This is a genomic window from Stenotrophomonas sp. 89682_Sma, from assembly GCF_056481405.1.
Map to the genome: position 1 here is coordinate 794,713 of NZ_CM151147.1, position 18,488 is coordinate 813,200.

General features: G+C 67.2%; 18 protein-coding genes and 2 pseudogenes. 9 read left to right on the forward strand and 11 right to left on the reverse strand.

The window, feature by feature from the left end; translation table 11 throughout:
* Positions 1–74 precede the first annotated feature (74 nt).
* On the reverse strand, positions 75–776 hold the full coding sequence (locus tag ACZK29_RS03525; RefSeq protein ID WP_111205221.1) for an SGNH/GDSL hydrolase family protein: 702 nt from the start codon (positions 774–776) through the stop codon (positions 75–77).
* Between the two features lie 213 nt (positions 777–989).
* Here ACZK29_RS03525 and ACZK29_RS03530 point away from each other — a divergent pair, with 213 nt between their 5' ends.
* The 3 genes from ACZK29_RS03530 to ACZK29_RS03540 all read left to right on the forward strand — a co-directional run bounded on the left by ACZK29_RS03530 (position 990) and on the right by ACZK29_RS03540 (position 3,526).
* Positions 990–1,385 (forward strand): diacylglycerol kinase, encoded by a 396-nt coding sequence (locus ACZK29_RS03530; protein ID WP_106550125.1) that lies wholly within the window; start codon positions 990–992, stop codon positions 1,383–1,385.
* A 33-nt stretch (positions 1,386–1,418) separates the two neighbouring features.
* Positions 1,419–2,168, forward strand: coding sequence for a TerC family protein (locus ACZK29_RS03535; protein WP_106550124.1), 750 nt, complete (start codon positions 1,419–1,421; stop codon positions 2,166–2,168).
* A 197-nt stretch (positions 2,169–2,365) separates the two neighbouring features.
* Positions 2,366–3,526 carry an MFS transporter gene (locus ACZK29_RS03540; RefSeq protein ID WP_111205222.1) on the forward strand — a complete coding sequence of 387 codons (1,161 nt, stop codon included), beginning with the start codon at positions 2,366–2,368 and terminating at the stop codon, positions 3,524–3,526.
* Positions 3,527–3,713: 187 nt separating this feature from the next.
* Here ACZK29_RS03540 and ACZK29_RS03545 read toward each other — a convergent pair whose 3' ends face one another.
* Together ACZK29_RS03545 and ACZK29_RS03550 are read right to left on the reverse strand one after the other, a co-directional pair.
* Positions 3,714–4,574, reverse strand: coding sequence for an IS3 family transposase (locus tag ACZK29_RS03545; RefSeq protein WP_111202687.1), 861 nt, complete (start codon positions 4,572–4,574; stop codon positions 3,714–3,716).
* Entirely contained in the window at positions 4,571–4,864 is a 294-nt protein-coding gene (locus ACZK29_RS03550) for a transposase (RefSeq protein WP_006388655.1), read from the reverse strand. The genes ACZK29_RS03545 and ACZK29_RS03550 overlap by 4 nt, the downstream gene beginning before the upstream one ends.
* Positions 4,865–5,347: 483 nt before the next feature.
* On the opposite strand from ACZK29_RS03550, the gene ACZK29_RS03555 reads away from it, so the two are divergent.
* Genes ACZK29_RS03555 through ACZK29_RS03580 form a run of 6 tightly spaced genes read left to right on the forward strand, consistent with a single transcriptional unit; the run spans position 5,348 to position 9,574 of the window.
* The gene (locus tag ACZK29_RS03555; RefSeq protein WP_478446684.1) at positions 5,348–5,965 is read left to right on the forward strand and encodes a LemA family protein; all 618 of its coding nucleotides are present in this window, start codon (positions 5,348–5,350) and stop codon (positions 5,963–5,965) included.
* A 3-nt stretch (positions 5,966–5,968) separates the two neighbouring features.
* Positions 5,969–6,853 carry a TPM domain-containing protein gene (locus tag ACZK29_RS03560; RefSeq protein ID WP_478446685.1) on the forward strand — a complete coding sequence of 295 codons (885 nt, stop codon included), beginning with the start codon at positions 5,969–5,971 and terminating at the stop codon, positions 6,851–6,853.
* On the forward strand, positions 6,853–7,347 hold the full coding sequence (locus ACZK29_RS03565) for a TPM domain-containing protein (protein ID WP_478446686.1): 495 nt from the start codon (positions 6,853–6,855) through the stop codon (positions 7,345–7,347). Before ACZK29_RS03560 ends, ACZK29_RS03565 begins: the two co-directional genes overlap by 1 nt.
* Before the next feature lie 51 nt (positions 7,348–7,398).
* Positions 7,399–8,286 carry a prolipoprotein diacylglyceryl transferase gene (lgt, locus tag ACZK29_RS03570; protein ID WP_478446687.1) on the forward strand — a complete coding sequence of 296 codons (888 nt, stop codon included), beginning with the start codon at positions 7,399–7,401 and terminating at the stop codon, positions 8,284–8,286.
* A complete protein-coding gene (locus ACZK29_RS03575; RefSeq protein WP_012479193.1) occupies positions 8,283–9,077 on the forward strand; it encodes a thymidylate synthase in 795 nt (264 codons plus the stop codon). Before lgt ends, ACZK29_RS03575 begins: the two co-directional genes overlap by 4 nt.
* Positions 9,078–9,082: 5 nt before the next feature.
* Entirely contained in the window at positions 9,083–9,574 is a 492-nt protein-coding gene (locus ACZK29_RS03580) for a dihydrofolate reductase (protein WP_111202425.1), read from the forward strand.
* A gap of 188 nt (positions 9,575–9,762) precedes the next feature.
* On the opposite strand, the gene ACZK29_RS03585 is transcribed toward ACZK29_RS03580, so the two are convergent.
* From ACZK29_RS03585 to ACZK29_RS03620, 8 genes and pseudogenes are all read right to left on the reverse strand, one after another.
* Entirely contained in the window at positions 9,763–10,410 is a 648-nt protein-coding gene (locus tag ACZK29_RS03585) for a DUF1287 domain-containing protein (protein WP_478446688.1), read from the reverse strand.
* Positions 10,407–11,426: a symmetrical bis(5'-nucleosyl)-tetraphosphatase gene (locus tag ACZK29_RS03590; RefSeq protein WP_478446689.1), complete on the reverse strand. Its 1,020-nt coding sequence runs from the start codon at positions 11,424–11,426 to the stop codon at positions 10,407–10,409. The genes ACZK29_RS03585 and ACZK29_RS03590 overlap by 4 nt, the downstream gene beginning before the upstream one ends.
* Before the next feature lie 15 nt (positions 11,427–11,441).
* Positions 11,442–11,825, reverse strand: a complete 384-nt coding sequence (apaG, locus tag ACZK29_RS03595; protein ID WP_005412297.1) for a Co2+/Mg2+ efflux protein ApaG — start codon at positions 11,823–11,825, stop codon at positions 11,442–11,444.
* A 13-nt stretch (positions 11,826–11,838) separates the two neighbouring features.
* A complete protein-coding gene (gene rsmA / locus ACZK29_RS03600) occupies positions 11,839–12,642 on the reverse strand; it encodes a 16S rRNA (adenine(1518)-N(6)/adenine(1519)-N(6))-dimethyltransferase RsmA (RefSeq protein ID WP_111202423.1) in 804 nt (267 codons plus the stop codon).
* Complete coding sequence (gene pdxA, locus ACZK29_RS03605) at positions 12,639–13,619, reverse strand: 4-hydroxythreonine-4-phosphate dehydrogenase PdxA (protein WP_111202422.1); 981 nt, start codon at positions 13,617–13,619, stop codon at positions 12,639–12,641. Before pdxA ends, rsmA begins: the two co-directional genes overlap by 4 nt.
* An 18-nt stretch (positions 13,620–13,637) precedes the next feature.
* A pseudogene (locus tag ACZK29_RS03610) lies at positions 13,638–14,849 on the reverse strand (peptidylprolyl isomerase); the annotation flags it as partial.
* A 111-nt stretch (positions 14,850–14,960) separates the two neighbouring features.
* Positions 14,961–17,459, reverse strand: a pseudogene (gene lptD, locus ACZK29_RS03615) (LPS-assembly protein LptD); the annotation flags it as partial.
* Positions 17,460–17,548: 89 nt separating this feature from the next.
* Entirely contained in the window at positions 17,549–18,487 is a 939-nt protein-coding gene (locus ACZK29_RS03620) for a histone deacetylase family protein (protein WP_459047825.1), read from the reverse strand.
* Between the last annotated feature and the right edge of the window lies 1 nt (position 18,488).

Here is an 18,488-nt window from a genome sequence, read left to right on the forward strand (position 1 = left end):
GCTGCGCAACGGGCTCTGACCCCATCCTGCTGGAATGTCGGTAGCTCCACGCCATGCCCGGCGTCCGCGGTGCCTCAGTTGCAGTTGACCTTCGGCGCCAGCGCCCTGGTCCAGATCGCATAGCCGGCCGGGGTCATGTGCAGCATGTCCTCGCGGAACAGCTTCGCATCCGGCTGGCCGTCGGCACCCAGCATCGGCGTGTAGATGTCGGTGAAACCGGTGTTGGGCAGCTTGGCCAGGGCGGCCTTGATCAGCGTGTTGGCCTCGTTGATCGCCGGCAGCAGGTGCGCACGCGACGGGCTCGGCTTGATCGACAGGTACTCCACCTTGGTCTTCGGCAGGTCGCGGTGCACGCGCTGCACGAAGGCGACCACGTCGTCGCGCACCTGGGTTGCGGTGCGGCCGCTGTTGAGGTCGTTGTCACCGGCGTAGAAGAACACCTTGCACGGCGCATACGGCACCACGATCTGGCCGGCATACCAGGTGCTGTCACGCACCTCCGAACCGCCGAAACCGCGGTTGAATACCGGCTGGCCGGGGAAGTCGGTGGCCAGGCTCTCCCAGAAGCGGATGGAGGAGCTGCCGATGAATTCGATGCCACCGCGCGGCGGTGGGCTGGCCTGGTCGGCGCTGGCGAAGCGGGCCATGTCTCCGGCCCAGGCCACGTTGGAGACCTGTTCGGGCACCCGGGGCGATGTGGACGGGCCCAGGGCCTGGGCCAGCGGTGCGGCAGTCAGCAGGCCCAGCATCAGCAGGCAGGTACGGCGACGGGACATCAGGCGCTCCAGCAGGGAAGGGGAGGGTCATCATAGGAGCACGGCACGGCATGGCGCTTTCCCCGGGCAGGCCATTCGCCCGGACAGCCGAGGGTATGGGGGGCAGCCTTGTGGCAAAATGGCCGCCATCTGCCTATTCCTGTGCACCCATGATTCCCTGCCGTGCGTCTGAGCGGTCGCTGCGCCGCGCCCCTGTTGCTGGATGCTCCACCCGTGGCTGACCAGTTCGGTCATCTGCCCCGCGGCCCGCGCCGCATCTTCCAGGCCGCCCGCTGGTCCTGGCAGGGCCTGCGCGCCGCCTGGCTGCACGAATCGTCGTTCCGGCTGGAGGTCTACCTGCTGATCCTGCTGACCCCGGTCGCGATCTGGCTGGGGCAGACGCCGGTCGAGCGTGCGCTGATGATCGGTTCGATGCTGCTGGTGCTGGCGATGGAACTTGCCAACTCGGCCATCGAGGCGGTGATCGAACGTTACGGCAGCGAAATCCACGAGCTGGCTGGCCGCGCCAAGGACATGGGCTCGGCGGCGGTGTTCGTGCTGATGATGAACGTGCTGCTGTGCTGGGCCCTGGTCGTGGTTCCGCACGCGCTGGCCGGCAGCTACGGCTGAAACCCCATTCCCCCACTGCCTTGAAGAGTTTCCATGTCCTTTGAGTTCCTCGCCGACCCCAACGCCTGGGTGACCCTGTTCACCCTCAGCGCGCTGGAAATCGTGCTCGGCATCGACAACCTGGTGTTCATTTCCATCGCGGTCAGCAAGCTGCCGGAAGAACGCCGCCCGTTCGCGCGCAAGCTCGGCATCGCGGTGGCCTGCATCACCCGCATCGCGCTGCTGGTATCGCTGGCCTACCTGGCGCACATGTCGGCCAACCTGTTCACCGTGGCCGGCATGGGCATCTCCATCCGCGACCTGGTGCTGATCGTCGGCGGCCTGTTCCTGATCATCAAGGGCTACATGGAGATCAAGGAACTGATCACCGGTGGCGAAGATGAGAACCCGGCCACCAGCAAGGCGTCCGGCGTGTTCGGCATGGTCATCCTGCAGATCGCCATCATCGACATCGTGTTCTCGCTGGACTCGGTGATCACCGCCGTCGGCATCGCCGACCACATCCCGGTGATGGTCGCCGCCATCCTGCTGTCGGTGATGGTGATGCTGCTGGCCGCCAACCCGCTGGGCCGCTTCATCGATGCCAACCCGACGGTGAAGATGCTGGCGCTGGCCTTCATCCTGCTGATCGGCGCGGTGCTGATCCTGGACGGCCTGGACGTGCACGTGCCCAAGCCCTACATCTACGCCGCGATGGGCTTCTCGGTGCTGGTGGAGTGGCTGAACCTGCTGATGCGCCGCCGCGCACGCGACCACCACGTGCCGGGTGCCGGCGACTGGTAAGCGTGTGACTTCGAACCCCCGGCCAACGCCGGGGGTTCTTCGTTGTGGGGCCGCTGCGCTCGCCGGGCATGGCCCGGCGAGGCAGCCGCCCCCGTCTGTGAACTGGAATCAACAGTGTTTTCCCGGGGCGAGGCTTAATCGCCTGCGGCAAAGCGCGCAGGCTACGCACCTGCCCGTTTCCGCCCCCAGGAACCCCCATGAACTCCAGAGCCGCCCTGCTGGCCCTTGCCGTCGGCGCTTTCGCCATCGGTACCACTGAATTCGCCCCGATGGGCCTGCTGCCGGTCATCGCCGATGGCGTCGGCGTCAGCATCCCGTCCGCCGGCATGCTGATCACCGCCTATGCCGTCGGCGTGATGCTGGGCGCACCGGTGATGACCCTGTTGATGGGCCGGTTCGGCAAGCGCACCGCGCTGATGCTGCTGATGTCGATCTTCGTGGTCGGCAACCTGCTGTCCGCGTTGGCGCCGAATTACGGGCTGCTGCTGCTGTCGCGCCTGGTCACCAGCCTCAACCACGGTGCTTTCTTCGGCATCGGCGCGGTGGTCGCCGCCAGCCTGGTGCCGAAGGACAAGCAGGCGGCCGCCGTGGCCACCATGTTCATGGGCCTGACCATCGCCAACATCGGTGGCGTGCCGCTGGCCACGTGGGTGGGCCAGCAGCTGGGCTGGCGCCTGTCTTTCGCCGGCACCGCGGTGCTGGGCGTGGTAGCGATCACCGCGCTGGGCCTGGCCCTGCCGGCATCGGCACCGGGCCCGCGCCCGGACGTGCGCCGCGAGATGAAGGCCATCCTGCAGCCGCAGGTACTGCTGGCGATGGGCACCACGGTGCTCGGCGCGGGTGCGATGTTCACCCTCTACACCTACGTGGCGCCGGTGCTGACCGAACTGACCGGTGCCTCCAACGCCTTCATCGCGATGTCGCTGGCGCTGATCGGTATCGGCTTCACTTTCGGCAACGGCATCGGCGGGCGCATGGCCGACTGGTCGCTGGACGGTGCCACGCGCATCCTGCTGGCAGTCCTGGCCCTGCTGATGTTCGTGCTGCCGCTGGCCTTCATGAGTCACGCCACCGCGGCGCTCGGTGTACTGCTGTTCGGTGCGGCGACGTTCGCCATCGTGCCGCCGCTGCAGATCCGGGTGATGGAAGCGGCCAGCGAGGCGCCGGGGCTGGCGTCGTCGATCAACGTGGGCGCGTTCAACCTGGGCAATGCCGTCGGCGCGGCGCTGGGTGGCGCGGTGATCAGCTCCGGTCTGGGGTACGCGGCGGTGCCGGTCGCCGGTGGTCTGCTGGCGGCAGCGGGATTGCTGCTGGCATGGCTGGGGCGTCCCCGCACTGCGGTGGCTGAGGCCTGCTGAGGGGTGTTGGATTCCGGCAGGGCTGCGCCCTGCACCCGCAGTGGCAACGTCAAAAGCTGGGCTACTGAGGGATGGCGGGGCGGGTCCGGTTGAGGGGGACGCCGTAAACCCGTCCCTGGGGGCTTGGCCGCGGCATCCATGCCGCGGACTGATCTGGCCCCCTGAAAACGGACGCCATGAAGCCGTTTCAGGCGGCAGCCCGGCGCTGCCGGGCGTAGTTGTTAGGCGAGCGGTAGCCCAGCGCCGAGTGTAGCCGGGCTGGATTGTAGAAGCCGTGGATGTAAGCAGCGATGGACTGGCTGGCTTGTTCCCTACTGGCGTAAGGCTCGGCAGCCTCTTCTGTCTTGAGCGTCGCAAAGAAGCTCTCGGCCACCGCGTTGTCCCAGCAATTGCCAGGCCGGCTCATGCTTTGGACCACGTCATGGGACTGCAGCAGCTGGCGAAACTGGTTCCCCCAGTACTGCCCACCACGATCTGAATGGAAGATCAGGCCGGGTCGTTGTGGATGCAGAGCCCAAGCATTGGCAAATGCTTTCGCCACCAGCTCTTCAGTCAGGCGCTTGGAAACGCTGTAGCCCAGCACCTGCCGGGTCTGGACGCTGATGACCACGGCCAGATGCAGCCATCCCTGGCGGGTGGGGACATACGTGATATCCCCAACCCACGCCGTCGGTCCGGTTCCGGGGGCAAATTGCCGATCCAGCAGGTTGGGGGCGAGCTGAGATGAGCCGCCGGAGGACTTGGGTCGGAATCGGCCTTTGGTCTTGCCCTGGATTCGCTCCTCGGCCATTAACCGTGCCACGCGCTTGTGGCCGACTGGGTGATTCCTGGCTCGTAAGGCCCTGACCAGCCGACGTCGCCCATAACTGCGCTTGCTGGTCACATGAATGGCCCGAAGCTCGGTACGGAGGGCCGAATCGACATCGCACGTTTGGGCACACTGCCGGCGCAGGTAATCATGGAATCCAGAGACAGAAACCCTAAGAACCCGACACAACAACCTGGTCGGGTAGTGAGTCCTTTGACTGGCGACGAAGGCGTACCTCACTTGGACTCTCTGGCAAAGAACGCCGCCGCTTTTTTTAGGATTTCCCGCTCCATCTTCAGATTGGCGTTCTCGGCCCGAAGGCGGCTGATCTCGCTTTCCAGGTCGGTGGCCGGCCTGCGAGCCTCAGAGGTCAACGACCGGCCAGCACGGACCGCGTCAAGCCAATTTGCCAGCGTCTTGACCGACATCTCCAGCTGACGGGCTGCTGCGGCAGGCCCGAGCGACTCGGCCAACTCCACGGCTTGGTGCTTGAACTCATCGGTGTAGCTACGACGGGTGATACGGGACATAAGGGACCTCCAGGTGCGATCAAAGTATCGCTTCTTGGCGTCCGCTGACGGGGGGCCAGATCAGACACCCCCGCCACCGGACCCACCCCGCCTTCGACAGTCTTCCGCGATCTGTCGGAATGCGTTCTGCGCTGCTGTTGGTAGGTGTCGACCTTGGTCGACACGGTAGATCCACGCCATGCGTGGATGGCAGACACCAGGAATGTCTGAAGGGTCGGCTTTTGCCTTTGATTTTTCTTTTGATCTTCCCGCGGTGCGCAGAAAACTGTCCATGGCCGGGAGGGTGGGTCGGCTGGGGGCGTGAGCCGCATGGATGCGGCGACCGAGCTTACATGGACGTACTTGCAGCGGCCCCCAGCCGACCCACCCTCCCGGCCCATCCCCGAGCTGGCTGGACCACACCGCGGAGGGGGCCGCGCTCGATGGCCGACCTTCACCCCAACCGTGGCATGCTCGGTGCCAAGCCCACCCGGAACCTCCGCCATGCGCCTGTTCACCCGTTTCCTGCCCCTGATGCTGCTGGCCTCCCTGCTCTCCGGCTGTGGCTACAACGCCATCCAGCAGAAGGATGAAGCGGTCAAGGCCAGCTGGTCCGAAGTGCTCAACCAATACAAGCGCCGCGCCGACCTGGTGCCCAACCTGGTGCAGACCGTGAAGGGCTTCGCCAGCCAGGAAGAGCGCGTGCTGACCGAAGTCACCAACGCCCGTTCGCGTGTCGGCCAGATCAACGTCAACGCCGATGACGAGGCCTCGCTCAAGCAGTTCCAGCAGGCCCAGGGCGAACTCGGCAGTGCGCTGTCGCGGTTGCTGGTGGTCACCGAGAACTACCCGGTGCTGAAGTCCGACCAGAACTTCCGCGACCTGCAGGCGCAACTGGAAGGCACCGAAAACCGCATCACCGTCGCCCGTGGTCGCTACATCCAGCAGGTGCAGGACTACAACACCTACATCCGCTCGTTCCCGCAGGTGATCACCGCCAAGATCTTCGGCTACAAGACCAAGCCGAACTTCACGGTGGAAAACGAAGCGCAGATCTCCAATGCGCCGGCGGTCGATTTCGGCAACGCGCCGCAGCAGCCGGCACCGCAGCCGGGCCACTGACCCATGCGCCTGGCCACCGTGCTGCTGGCCCTGCTGCTGTGGCTGCCGCTGGCGTCGCATGCCCAGCAGCTGGCGCCGATTCCGGCGCTGGATTCGCCGGTGGTCGATACCACCGGCACGCTGGACGCCGCGCAGAAGCAGGCGCTGGTACAGCAGGCGCTGGACCTCCAGCAGCGCAAGGGCAGCCAGCTGCAGGTGCTGGTGGTACCCACCACCCAGCCGGAAGACATCGCGCAGTACACCACGCGCGTCTTCGACCAGTGGCAGATCGGCCGCAAGGGCGTGGATGACGGTGTGCTGCTGGTGGTGGCCAAGGAGGACCGGCGCGTGCGCATTGAACCGGGTTACGGCCTGGAGGGAGCGATTCCCGATGCCATCGCCAACCGGGTCATCCAGGAGTACCTGGTGCCGCGCTTCCGCAGCGGCGACTACGCCGGCGGCATCACCGATGCCACGGCCGTACTGGTGAAGATCGTCGATGGTGAAGCACTGCCTGCGCCGGTCAGCGGCCAGCGTGGCCGCGAGCCCGAGGGTGGCGGCGATACCTGGTTCCTGGCGCTGTTCATCGGCGTGTTCGCCGGCAGCATCCTGCGCGGCGTGTTCTCGCGCGTGCCGCGACCGCTGCGTGGCCTGCTCGGCGGTGCCGGTGCAGCGGTGGCGGCGTTCCTGTTCACCTCAACCCTGCTGGCCAGTGGCCTGGCGGGCGTCGTGGGCCTGATCGTGGCCATGCTCTCCGGTCACCCCGGCCGCTTTGCCGGTGGCGGCGGCTGGGGCGGTGGCAGCTGGGGCGGCGGAGGCGGCTTCGGTGGCGGTGGTGGATTCGGCGGCGGCGGTTGGGGCGGTGGTGGTGGGCGCTCCGGCGGTGGCGGTGCTTCGGGGGGCTGGTGATGATCCAACGACTGTGTCGTCATGTGTTTTCGCCGTCGGTACGGCGCGCGTTCCCGCCGGCCACGCTGCAGGCGATCACCGAGGCCATCGCAGCCGGTGAGCAGCGCCACGGCGGCGAGGTGATGTTCGCGGTGGAAGCGGACCTGCCGCTGGCCGCGCTGTGGCACAGGGTCACCCCGCGCCAGGCCGCCGAGCATGCGTTTGCGCGCCTGCGCACCTGGGATACCACCCACAACAATGGCGTGCTGATCTACCTGCTGCTGGCCGACCATGCGATCGAGATCGTCGCCGACCGGGGCCTGCAGGGCCGGGTCAGCCCGGCGCAGTGGCAGCGGGTCTGCACCCACCTGCGCGAGGGCCTGCGTGGCTCCCATCCGGTGGAAGCGCTGCAGGATGCCATCGACGAGGTCTCCAGCCTGATCGAAGGGCACTTTCCGGCCTCGACCCGGTCGAACGATGACGCGTTGCCGAACTCGCCCCAGCTCCTTGGTTGAGCCGGGGCGGCACTGGCCCGAGAATAGGCGTTCAACCGCAAGGCACCTTCCATGATCTATTTCCACGACATCGACCCCATCGCCCTCTCGCTGGGGCCGATCAAGGTGCATTGGTACGGCATCATGTACCTGCTGGGCTTCACCGCCGCCTGGCTGCTGGGACGCAAGCGCATCGCCGCCGGCCGCCTGCCGGGCGTCGACGCCAATGGTTTCTCCGACCTGCTGTTCTACGCCATGCTCGGCGTGGTGCTGGGCGGCCGCATCGGCTACATGCTGTTCTACGCGCTGGGCGATTTCCTGCACAACCCGCTGCTGCTGTTCAAGGTGTGGGACGGCGGCATGAGCTTCCACGGTGGCCTGCTGGGCGTGCTGGGTGCCTGCTGGTGGTGGTCGCGCAGGCATGCACTGCACTTCTTCGACACCATGGATTTCATGGCGCCGCTGGTACCGCTGGGCCTGGGCTTTGGCCGCATCGGCAACTTCATCGGTGCCGAGCTGTGGGGCAAGTACACCGACGGTACCTGGGGCGTGGTGTTCCCGTCCGGCCTGCCGGCGCCGCTGAACCAGCTGGACCACGCGACCCTGCAGGCGCAGTTCGCCACCGGCGCGCTGAACCAGTTCGCGCGCCATCCGTCGCAGCTGTATGAAGCCTTCCTGGAAGGCCTGGTGATGTTCGTGGTGCTGTGGGCCGTGTCGGCCAAGCCGCGCCATCGTTACCTGGTCGGCGGCCTGTTCGCGCTGATGTACGGCCTGTTCCGCTTCGCGGTGGAGTTCGTGCGCATGCCCGACAACGGCGTCTACGTGGCCTTCGACTGGCTGACCCGCGGCCAGATCCTCAGCCTGCCGCTGATCGCCTTCGGCCTGGTGCTGCTGGCGATGTCGCGCCGCGCGCCGGTGCTGCAGCCGCAGTTGCCGGTGGCTGCCGAGGGCAAGGCATGAAGGCTTACCTGGACCTGCTCTCGCACGTGCTCGAGCACGGCGCCGAGAAGAGCGACCGCACCGGCACCGGCACCCGCAGCGTGTTCGGCTGGCAGATGCGCTTCAACCTGGCCGACGGCTTCCCGCTGGTCACAACCAAGAAGCTGCACCTGCGCTCGATCATCCACGAGCTGCTGTGGTTCCTGAAGGGCGACACCAACATCGGCTACCTGAAGGACAACCAGGTACGCATCTGGGACGAGTGGGCCGACGAGAACGGCGACCTCGGCCCGGTGTACGGCAAGCAGTGGCGCAGCTGGGCCACCGCCGATGGTCGCGAGATCGACCAGATGCAGTGGCTGGTGGACGAGATCAAGCGCAACCCCGATTCGCGGCGGCTGGTGGTCAGCGCCTGGAACGTGGGCGAGCTCTCGCAGATGGCGCTGATGCCGTGCCACAACCTGTTCCAGTTCTACGTGGTGGACGGCAAGCTCAGCTGCCAGTTGTACCAGCGCAGCGGCGACATCTTCCTCGGCGTGCCATTCAACATCGCCAGCTACGCGCTGCTGACCCACATGGTGGCGCAGGCCACCGGCCTGGGCGTGGGCGATTTCGTGCATACGCTGGGCGACGCGCACCTGTATTCGAACCACTTCGAGCAGGCACGCGAGCAGCTGTCGCGTGAACCGCGCGCGCTGCCGAAGCTGTGGTTGAACCCGGAGGTGACCGACCTGTTCGGCTTCCAGTTCGACGATATCCGCATCGATGGTTATGACCCGCATCCGGCCATCAAGGCGCCGGTGGCGGTGTGAGTGCGATGAAGCTCTCGATGATCGTGGCACTGGACCGCAACCGGGGCATCGGCCAGGGCAACGCCATGCCCTGGCACCTGCCGGATGATTTCAAGCACTTCAAGGCGCTCACCCTGGGCAAGCCGATCCTGATGGGGCGCAAGACCGCCGAATCGATCGGCCGCGTGCTGCCGGGGCGGACCAATCTGGTGCTGACCCGCAGCGGCCAGGTGCCGTTCGAGGGCATGCACGCGGTGGCGTCGCTGGACGAGGCGAAGGCGATTGCCGAGGGCGAGGGCGCCAGCGAGCTGTGCATCATCGGCGGTGGCGAGATCTTCCACCAGCTGCTGGACCAGGCCAGTGACCTGTACCTGACCTGGGTGGATGCCGAAGTCCCCGCCGACACCCATTTCCCCGAAGTCGACATGCAGGACTGGCGGGAAGCGGGCAGCGAGCCGCACCCGGCCGACGAACGCCATGCCTACGCGTTCCGCTTCGCGCACTACGTGCGCCGCTGATCGCGGAAGTGCCGACGGGAATACCGACGGAAACACCGGCGGAAACACCGACGGGAATACCGACGGAAACACCGGCGGAAACACCGACGGGGTAGAGTCGACTGTTGGTCGACTGCTCTTGGCGCCCCCCTGAACCCCTCGCGCTGCGCGCGATAGTCGACTGACAGTCGACTCTACCGGGGCGGCCACTACGGCATCCGGTAATGCCCGATGACGGTGTGCTGGAACAGCAGATTCTCTTCGCGCGTGCCGCGCGCGATGTTGTGCAGGACCAACGGCGTGCCGTCGGCCAGCCGACGGTCGGAGACGATGCCCACGTGCAGCAGGCCGTTGCCGTTGAGCTTCCAGGCGACGATGTCGCCGGCCGCATAGTCGGCGGCAGCGGCCGTGACCGGTTGCTGCCAACCCTGCCGTTCGAACCAGCGCATCAGGTTCGGCACACGGCGATGATCGATGTTGCGGTCCGGCCGTGACAGGCCCCAGATCGCGGGATAGGCACTGAAATTGCCGCGCATGTCTTCATGCACGCGCGCTTGCAGGTCCAGGCCTTGGTTGCGCAGGGCGCGCACCACCACGTCGGTGCACACACCGCGATCGAGCGGGACGTCGCCGCCGGGATAGGAGAGGACCCGGTAGGCGGGATCGTAACGGGTGGTAACGCCGATCTGCGCCCGCGCTGCGGCCACCAATGGCGGAGAAAGCGACTGCGGGGATGCCGACGCGTGATCGGCGTCTGCGCCAGTGCCAGGCGCTGGGGACGGATCGCGCTGGCAGCCGCTGACGCTGGCCAGCGTCAGCAGCAGCACCGTCCATGGTGCCCAGCCGCGTCGCGTCATGCCTGCGGCGCTGCACAGTTGTTGTTGGGCCCGCCGGAACCACCACCGCCACCACGACGGCGACGACGACGCGGACCACGATTGCCCGGGTTGGCAGCGGGCGCACTGCCGCCCGCCTGTTCCTTGCCCGGCGCCGAAGTGACGGGGCGCTCGTGCGCCGGTCGCGCTGGCGGGCGTGCGTTGGGCACGGGTGCGGGGACATCGCGGCCCGGCACCTGCACCACGCGCAGTTCATCGGTATCGAGCTGGATCGCGGTCAGCTTGCCGCCCCAGACTGCGCCGGTGTCGATGGCATGCACGCCCTGGGTGATGGTCAGGCCCAGCGCCGACCAGTGGCCGCAGACGATCTTCAGGTCGCGCTCGACCCGGCCCGGCACTTCGAACCAAGGGTACAGTCCCTGTTCCTGCGTGCCCGGCGTGCCCTTGTCCTCGATGCCGATGCGCCCACGCGGGGTGCAGTAGCGCATGCGGGTGAGCACGTTGATGATCGCGCGCGAACGGTCGTAGCCGGACAGGTTGGGCGCCCAGCTCGGCTTGTCGCCGTACATGTTGCGGAACAGCTTGCGGTAGCCGGCGCCGTGCAGCTGCGCCTCGACTTCGGCCGCATGCTTTTCGGCCATCTGCGTGGTCCACTTCGGCGCCAGGCCGGCGTGCACCATCATCCAGCCCAGCTCGCGGTCCACGTGCACCAGCTTCTGCAGGCGCAGCCAGTCCAGCAGCTCGTCGCGGTCCTCGGCCTGCACGATGCGCAGCAGGTCCGGGTTGACCTTGCGCTGTTCCTCTTCGGTGCGCGCACCGACGGCCAGCAGCGAAAGGTCGTGGTTACCCAGCACGACTACGCTGTGCGCGCGCAGCGAGTGGACCAGCCGCAGCGTTTCCAGCGATTGGCCGCCACGGTTGACCAGGTCGCCGCAGAACCACAGGGTGTCCTGCGCCGGGTCGAAACGGATCTTCTCCAGCAGTCGCTGGGTGACGTCATAGCAGCCCTGCAGGTCGCCGATCGCCCACACACTCATCGTTCGGCCTCCTTGTCAGTGCAGGGTACGCGGGATGGCCAGCACGAACGGTGCGACCGGCGCGGCAAATTCGGTGCCGTCGTCGGCGACCATGTCGTAGTGGCCCTGCATGGTCCCGTGATCGGTCCCCAGCATGACACCGGACGTGTAATGGAAGTCTTCACCGGGACGCAGCCGTGGCTGCTCGCCGATCACCCCGTCGCCATCGACATGCTCGACGCGGCCGTTGGCATCGGTGATGCGCCAGTGGCGTGCGACCAGGCGCGCGGCGACACGCCCCTGGTTGTGGATGCGGATCGTGTAGGCGAACGCATAGCGCCCGTCTTCCGGCGCGGATTGATCGTCGAGGAAGCGCGGTGCGACTTCGACGGAGATGGCATAAACGTCAGCGTCTTCCATACCGGCAGTGTAATCAGGAGGCATTGGCCAAGGCGATGAATTCGGCCACGTCCAGCTGCTCGGCACGGGCATCGGGACGCACGCCGGCGGCAACGAACTGCTCGGCGGACACCACGTTGTTCAGGGCGTTGCGCAGGGTCTTGCGGCGCTGCCCGAAGGCGGCCTTGACCACCTCGGCGAAACGCTTGTGGTCGTTGATGTTGATTGAGGCCGGGTCACGCGGCACCAGCCGTACCACGGCCGAATCGACCTTCGGCGGCGGCCGGAACGCACCCGGCGGCACCACGAACAGCGAGGTCACCTGGCAGTACGCCTGCAGCATCACGCTGAGCCGGCCATACACCTTGCTGCCGGGGCCGGCGGCCATGCGGTCGACCACTTCCTTCTGCAGCATGAAGTGCATGTCGCGGATCACTGCGGCATGTTCCAGCGCATGGAACAGGATCGGCGAGGAGATGTTGTAGGGCAGGTTGCCGACCAGGCGGATCGGCTGGCCGGCAGCCAGCTCGGTGAAGTCCACGCGCAGCACGTCGCGGTGGACGATGGTCAGCTCGCCCAGCGGTTCGGCGGCGGCGGTGAGCGGCGCGATCAGGTCGCGGTCGAACTCGATCACCGTCAGCTTCGGATGCACGCGCAGCAGCGGCAGCGTGATCGCGCCCTGGCCGGGGCCGATCTCGACCAGGCGGTCACCGTCTTTCGGGTTGACCGCCATCACGATCTTGTCGATGTAGTGGCGGTCGGCCAGGAAATGCTGGCCAAGCTGCTTCTTGGCCGGGGCGGTGAACACCGGGCCGGAGGGGGAATGCGGGGAATTCATGCGCTCAGTGTACGTTGCCGCGCAAGCTGCGCACACAACGTCGTTGCCGCCTGCAGGCTGGAAGGATCGGCGATGCCGTGGCCGGCCAGATCCAGCGCGGTGCCATGGTCCACCGCTACGCGTGGGTAGGGCAGGCCCAGGGTCAGGTTCACCGCCTGCTCGAAGCCCGAGTACTTCAGGACCGGCAGGCCCTGGTCGTGGTACATCGCCAGCACGCTGTCGAAGCCGGCCAGCTTGGCCGGCAGGAACGCGGTATCGGCCGGCAGCGGCCCGATCAGATCCATGCCCTCTGCGCGCAGGCGCTGCATCAGGGGAATGATCAGGTCCAGCTCTTCGCGGCCCAGGTGACCGTCTTCGCCGGCGTGGGGGTTCAGGCCGAGCACGGCGATGCGGGGTGCAGGCAGGCCGAATTCGCGCCGAAGTGCGGCATGCAGGGTGCGCAGGGTGTGTTCCAGGCTGGGCGCGGTGATCGCGTCGGCCACCTCGCGCAACGGCAGGTGAGTGGTGGCCAGGGCCACGCGCACGATGGGGTTGGCCAGCATCATCACCACCTTCACGCCGGCCTGGTCGGCCAGCAGTTCGGTGGTGCCGCTGTAGGCGATGCCGCCCTCGTTGATGACCGCCTTGTGTACCGGGCCGGTCACCACGCCGTGCAGTTCGCCGGACAGGCAGGCCTGGCCAGCGCCAAGCAGGGCGCCGATGACCGCGCCGGCATTGGCTGGATCGGCCTGGCCGAAGTGGCTCGGGGCGGCATTGGCCACCATGCGCAGGCGCAGGTCGCCGGGGACGCGCGCTTCGGCATCCTCGGGCAGCAGTTGCAGCGGCAGGTTCAGCGCGGCCGCAGCCGCGCGCAGCGTGTCCGGGTCGGCGAAGGCCAGCAGTCGGCAATCTTCACGCGGCTGCTGGACAAGGCGGACGCACAGCTCCGGGCCGATCCCGGCGGGCTCGCCCGGTACCAGAGCGAGCTCGGGTCGCATCGATCAGGACTGCGGCGGCGTGGCGGTGTTTTCCGCGCGGTCACCGGTGCGGAAGCTGACGTAGGCTTCGCCACGCAGTTCCTGCAGGAAGCGGTTGTACTCGTCTTCCAGCTTGCGGCGGCCAATGGTCTCGCGGACCTGGGCACGCTGGTTGTCGTTGGTCACGTCGGTCTGGCGAGTGGCCACGCGCTGCAGGATGTGCCAACCGGCATCGGTGCGGAACGGCTGGCTGACGCCGCCGTCCTGGATAGCGGCCACCTGCTGGCCAAAGGCCGGACCGAACGCATCGGCCGGGAACCAGCCCAGATCGCCGCCCTGGCCCTTGCTGTTGTTGTCCTCGGAGGACTCCTTGGCCACGGTCTCGAAGTCCGCGCCGCCAGCGATGCGGGCACGCAGGGTATCGATCTTGGCTTTGGCGGCCGCGTCGGTCTGGTGGTCGTCCACGCGCACCAGGATGTGGCGGCCGTGGTACTCGGTGACGGTGCTGGCGCCGGCAGTGGCACTGGCATCACGCACTTCCACCAGCTTCAGCAGCTGGAAGCCGCTGGGGCCGCGGATCGGGCCGACCACTTCGCCAGGCTTCATCTTTTCCATCATCTGCGCGAACGCCTGCGGGATTTCATCCAGGCTGCGCCAGCCCAGGTCGCCGCCTTCCAGCGCGTTGGGGCTGTCCGAATAGCGCACGGCCGCTGCGTTGAAGTCCAGCTCGCCCTTGTCCAGCAGGGCCTTCACGCCATCGGCCTTCTTCTGGCCGGTGGCGATCTGGTCGGCGTTGGCGCCGTCCGGCAGGGCAATCAGGATGTGCGCCAGGTGGTACTGGTTGCCCACCGTGGCCTGCTGCTTCAGCGCGGCGTCGACTTCACCCTCGCTGACGCTGATGCGGCTCTGCGCGAAGCTCTGGCGCAGGCGCTGCACGGTGATCTCGTCACGCACCGAGGCGCGGAAATCGTTGAAGTCGATGCCGTCATGGGCCAGGCGCTGGCGCAGGGCGTCCAGGTTCGAGCCATTCTGCTGGGCGATGGAATTCATCGCCTGGTTCAGCTCCTGGTCGCTGACACGGATGCCGCTGCCCTGGGCGCGGGCCACCTGCAGCTTGACCAGCACCAGGCGCTCGAGCACCTGGCGGCTGAGCACGTCTTCCGGCGGCAGCTGGTTTTCCCGGCCGGCGTACTGTGCCTTGATGTTGGCGATCGCACGCTGCAGTTCACTCTCCAGGGGGACGCCCTCATCAAAAACGGGGGGAAGGGGGTCGAGGGGCGGCGCCCCCGGGGAAAACGCCGGGGGGGGGGGGGGGGCGGGGGCCCCCGCGGGGGGGGGGGGGGGGGGGGGGGGGGGGGGGGGTGGGATCAGATTCGGATCGTAGTCATCGCGGGTCGCCCCGGTGTTGGTGGGCGGCACGAGATAGAGGTCGTCGCGGTTGTAGCCGAGGATAGCACGGCGCAGAGTGCGGTCCGTGTCCTGGCCGATGGAGCTCAGGCCCTTCAGGACGAACTCCACCTGGATGGCGTTGTTCATCTCGCCTTCGCGATTGCGGACATAGCGGCGACCGACCACACGCACGGCCAGGCAGCAGCTGTCCCACTGGACACCGCCGATGATTTCCAGCGGCTCCTTGTCCTGCAGCGAGTAGTAATAGCGGCCCACCAGGCTCCAGCGCGCATTCAGCGGGTACAGGAACGACAGGTCGGCCTGCTCCAGCAGGGTGCGGTCATGCTTGTTGGCACCGGGCAGAGCACCGGCATTGATGCGGTAGCGGTAGCTCAGGTTGACCACGCCATCGTTGGGCATCAGGTAGCGGGCACGGACGCTGGCCAGATCCTCGCGCTTGTACTTCGGGTCCCATTGGTAGGTGGCGCCCAGGGTCCAGCGGTCGTTGATCATGTAGTTGCCGTCGGCGATCCAGGCCGACTTGCCCTTTTCCACGGGCTCACCGCCGGGGGTGACGGTCACCCGCGACTCATCGAAGTACTGGATCTGGCCGATGGAGGCCGAGAAGCGCTCCTTGCCGGTGGTCTGGTCGATGAAGCGGGTGCTCAGCGCCAGGGTCAGCTGGTTGGCATCGTTCTGGCGGTCGGCGCCGGTGTAGCGCGAATCGCGGAACAGCTGGCCCCAGCTGAAGGTGAAGTCACGCGTATCGAAGATCGGCAGCTCGTCCTGGTTGCGGTACGGCGTGCGCAGGTAGAACAGGCGCGGCTCCAGGGTCTGCAGGAACGACTTGCCGCCGATGCGGGTCTCGCGGTCGAAGAACAGGCCGGCGTCGATGCTGCCGATCGGCAGGCTGCGGCTGGGCGAGGTATTGCCGCGCAGCTGCTCGGGCGTGGCCGTGGCCGGGTCGATGCCCTGCGAGCGCAGGATCTGGGCCTGGATGCCTCTCACACCATCCACCAGGCCACGGTCCAGCTGATAGGCGGTGTAGCGGTAGGCCAGGGTCGGGGTCACATACCAGGCTGCGCCGCTGATCGGGAATGACACATACGGCTTCACGTCCAATCGCGAACCGCCGCTGACACCGACGCCGTCGGTCCACTGCACTCCATTGCGGGTGTACTGCAGATCCTTGCCGGTGCCGACGGCGTTCTTGAAGTTGATGTCGTCGTGGGTGAAGCGCACCGCTTCGGCATAGATGCCGGCTTCCAGCCAGGGCCGGACCGGCTTGTCCCAGTTGAAGTACAGGCGCGGCTGGCGGTTGTAGGGCAGGGCGCGCTCGTCGAGGGTGTAGTCGGTCAGCTGCCAGCGGTCGGCCATGATGCCGGCCGTCCAGTTCGTGCCGGTGCCATACAGGCCCACCGTGCTCTGCAGGTTGGAGGCGGTCACCCCCACCAGGCGGTTGGCGAAATCCTCGACATAGCGCTCGTCGCTGACCCAGGCCAGGTTCGCGCGGGCCTGCCAGTGGCTGTCCACGTTGTGGTAGCCGGTGAACATCACCCGGCCGCGGTCACGGTCACGCAGGCGGTCGTTGGGCATGAACGAGGTCAGCACCTCGCCGCGGCCGCCGTTGTAGAGATAGCGGAACTCGTTGTCGAGCAGCAGGCCGCGCCGGCTCATGTAGCGCGGGGTCAGCGTGTCGTCGTAGTTCGGCGCCAGGTTGAAGTAGATCGGCTGGGCGTAGTCGAAGCCGTTGCGCCCGGACATGCCCAGCTGCGGGAACAGCAGGCCGGTCTTGCGGCGGTCATCGATCGGGAACTTGAAGTACGGCGCCCACAGCACCGGTACCTTGCCGATGCGCAGCACGGCGTTGCGCGCGGTGCCGAAGCCCTCGTCGTTATCCACTTCGATCTGCGGTGCCGACAGCTTCCACACCGGCTGCGAGGGGTCGCAGGTGGTGTAGGTGGAGCGGTGCATCTGGCCGACCGCACCCTGCAGGTCGACCGATTCGGCATCGCCGTTGCCCCGGCGCGACACCAGCTGGTACTTGATGTCGGAGATCTTGTGGGTGTCGCTTTCCTGGTTGCCTTCGGCACGCTTGGCGACCATACGGATCGACCCGTCCTGGTAGCGGACATTACCGTCGGCGATGTAGTTGCCGGTCTCGGTGTCGAAGCTGAGCTTGTCGGTACCGACGAACTGGTCACCCCGGCGCAGCGCCACGTTGCCCTCGTACTGCGGCACGGTGGTGGTGCCAAGCAGCTGGTCACCCTCGATGTCGGTCGGCTGCTGCTCGCGCGCGGCGGCGGCGCTGGCCTTGTCCTGGCCGGGGACCGGGGTCGGGGCGTCGGTGAACGCGGGAATGACGTCGGTGGCCGGGCACAGGCCCCAGTTGAGCGGCTTTTCATCGGCCATCACCGGCAGGCTGATGGCGATGCTCAGAGGCAGGGGAAGCAGGCGGAGGGCTCGGCGCACGCGGTTCGGATTCGGGCGAAAACGGACGGTAGCTTGCCCCATCCCTTGCATAGGGGCAATGAAGGGCGCAGGAGATTGCCGGTTCGGGTTCATCCGGCAGCGTTGCCACCAGCCGCTGAGATCAGGGCCTGGACATGGGCCACACTGCACTCGGCCAGTGCCTGCAGGTCATAGCCGCCCTCCAGCATCGAGACCACCCGGCCGGCCCCGTGGCGGCGTGCCAGCGCGTGCAGTTCACCGGTGATCCAGGCGAAATCCTCGGTCTCCAGCATCAGGTCGGCCTGCGGGTCGCGCAGGTGGGCGTCGAAGCCGGCCGAGATCAGCAACAGCTGCGGGCGGAAGTCGTCGATGGCCGGCAGCATCTCGTCGGCCCATACGTTGCGGAAGCGGAAGCCCCCGCTGCCGGGGGGAAGCAGGATGTTCATCAGGTTGCCTGCGCCGCGGTCACGGCGCAGGCCGGAATTGGGGAACAGGCCGGCCTGGTGCGTGCTGTAGTAGGAGACCCGGGCGTCGTGCTGGAAGATGTCCTGGGTGCCATTGCCATGGTGGACATCGAAATCGACCACCGCGATCCGCTCCAGCCCATGGCGGTCGCGGGCATAGGCGGCGGCAATGGCGATGTTGTTGAGCAGGCAGAAGCCCATCGCCGTGCTGCTGGTGGCGTGGTGGCCGGGCGGACGCACCGCGCAGAAGGCCAGCGGGTCGTCGCCCAGCATCACCGCATCGACTGCGGCCACGCCCGCACCGGCGGCGTGCACGGCGGCGCTGGCCGAGCCGGGCGAGGTCCAGGTGTCCATGTCCAGCTGGCGCAGCGGCACGGCCTGCGGCTGCAGCACGAAGTCCAGCAGGGCGCTGTCGTGGACCCGGGTCAGCTCACCGAACTTGGCCGGCGGCGCCTGGCGCCATTCGAGCTGGCCAGGGAAGGCCGCATGCAGCGCATCGAGTACGTGCTGCAGGCGTTGCGGGCACTCCGGGTGGCCGGGGCCGGGATCGTGCAGCAGGCAGGACGGATGGGTGTAGACCAGCATC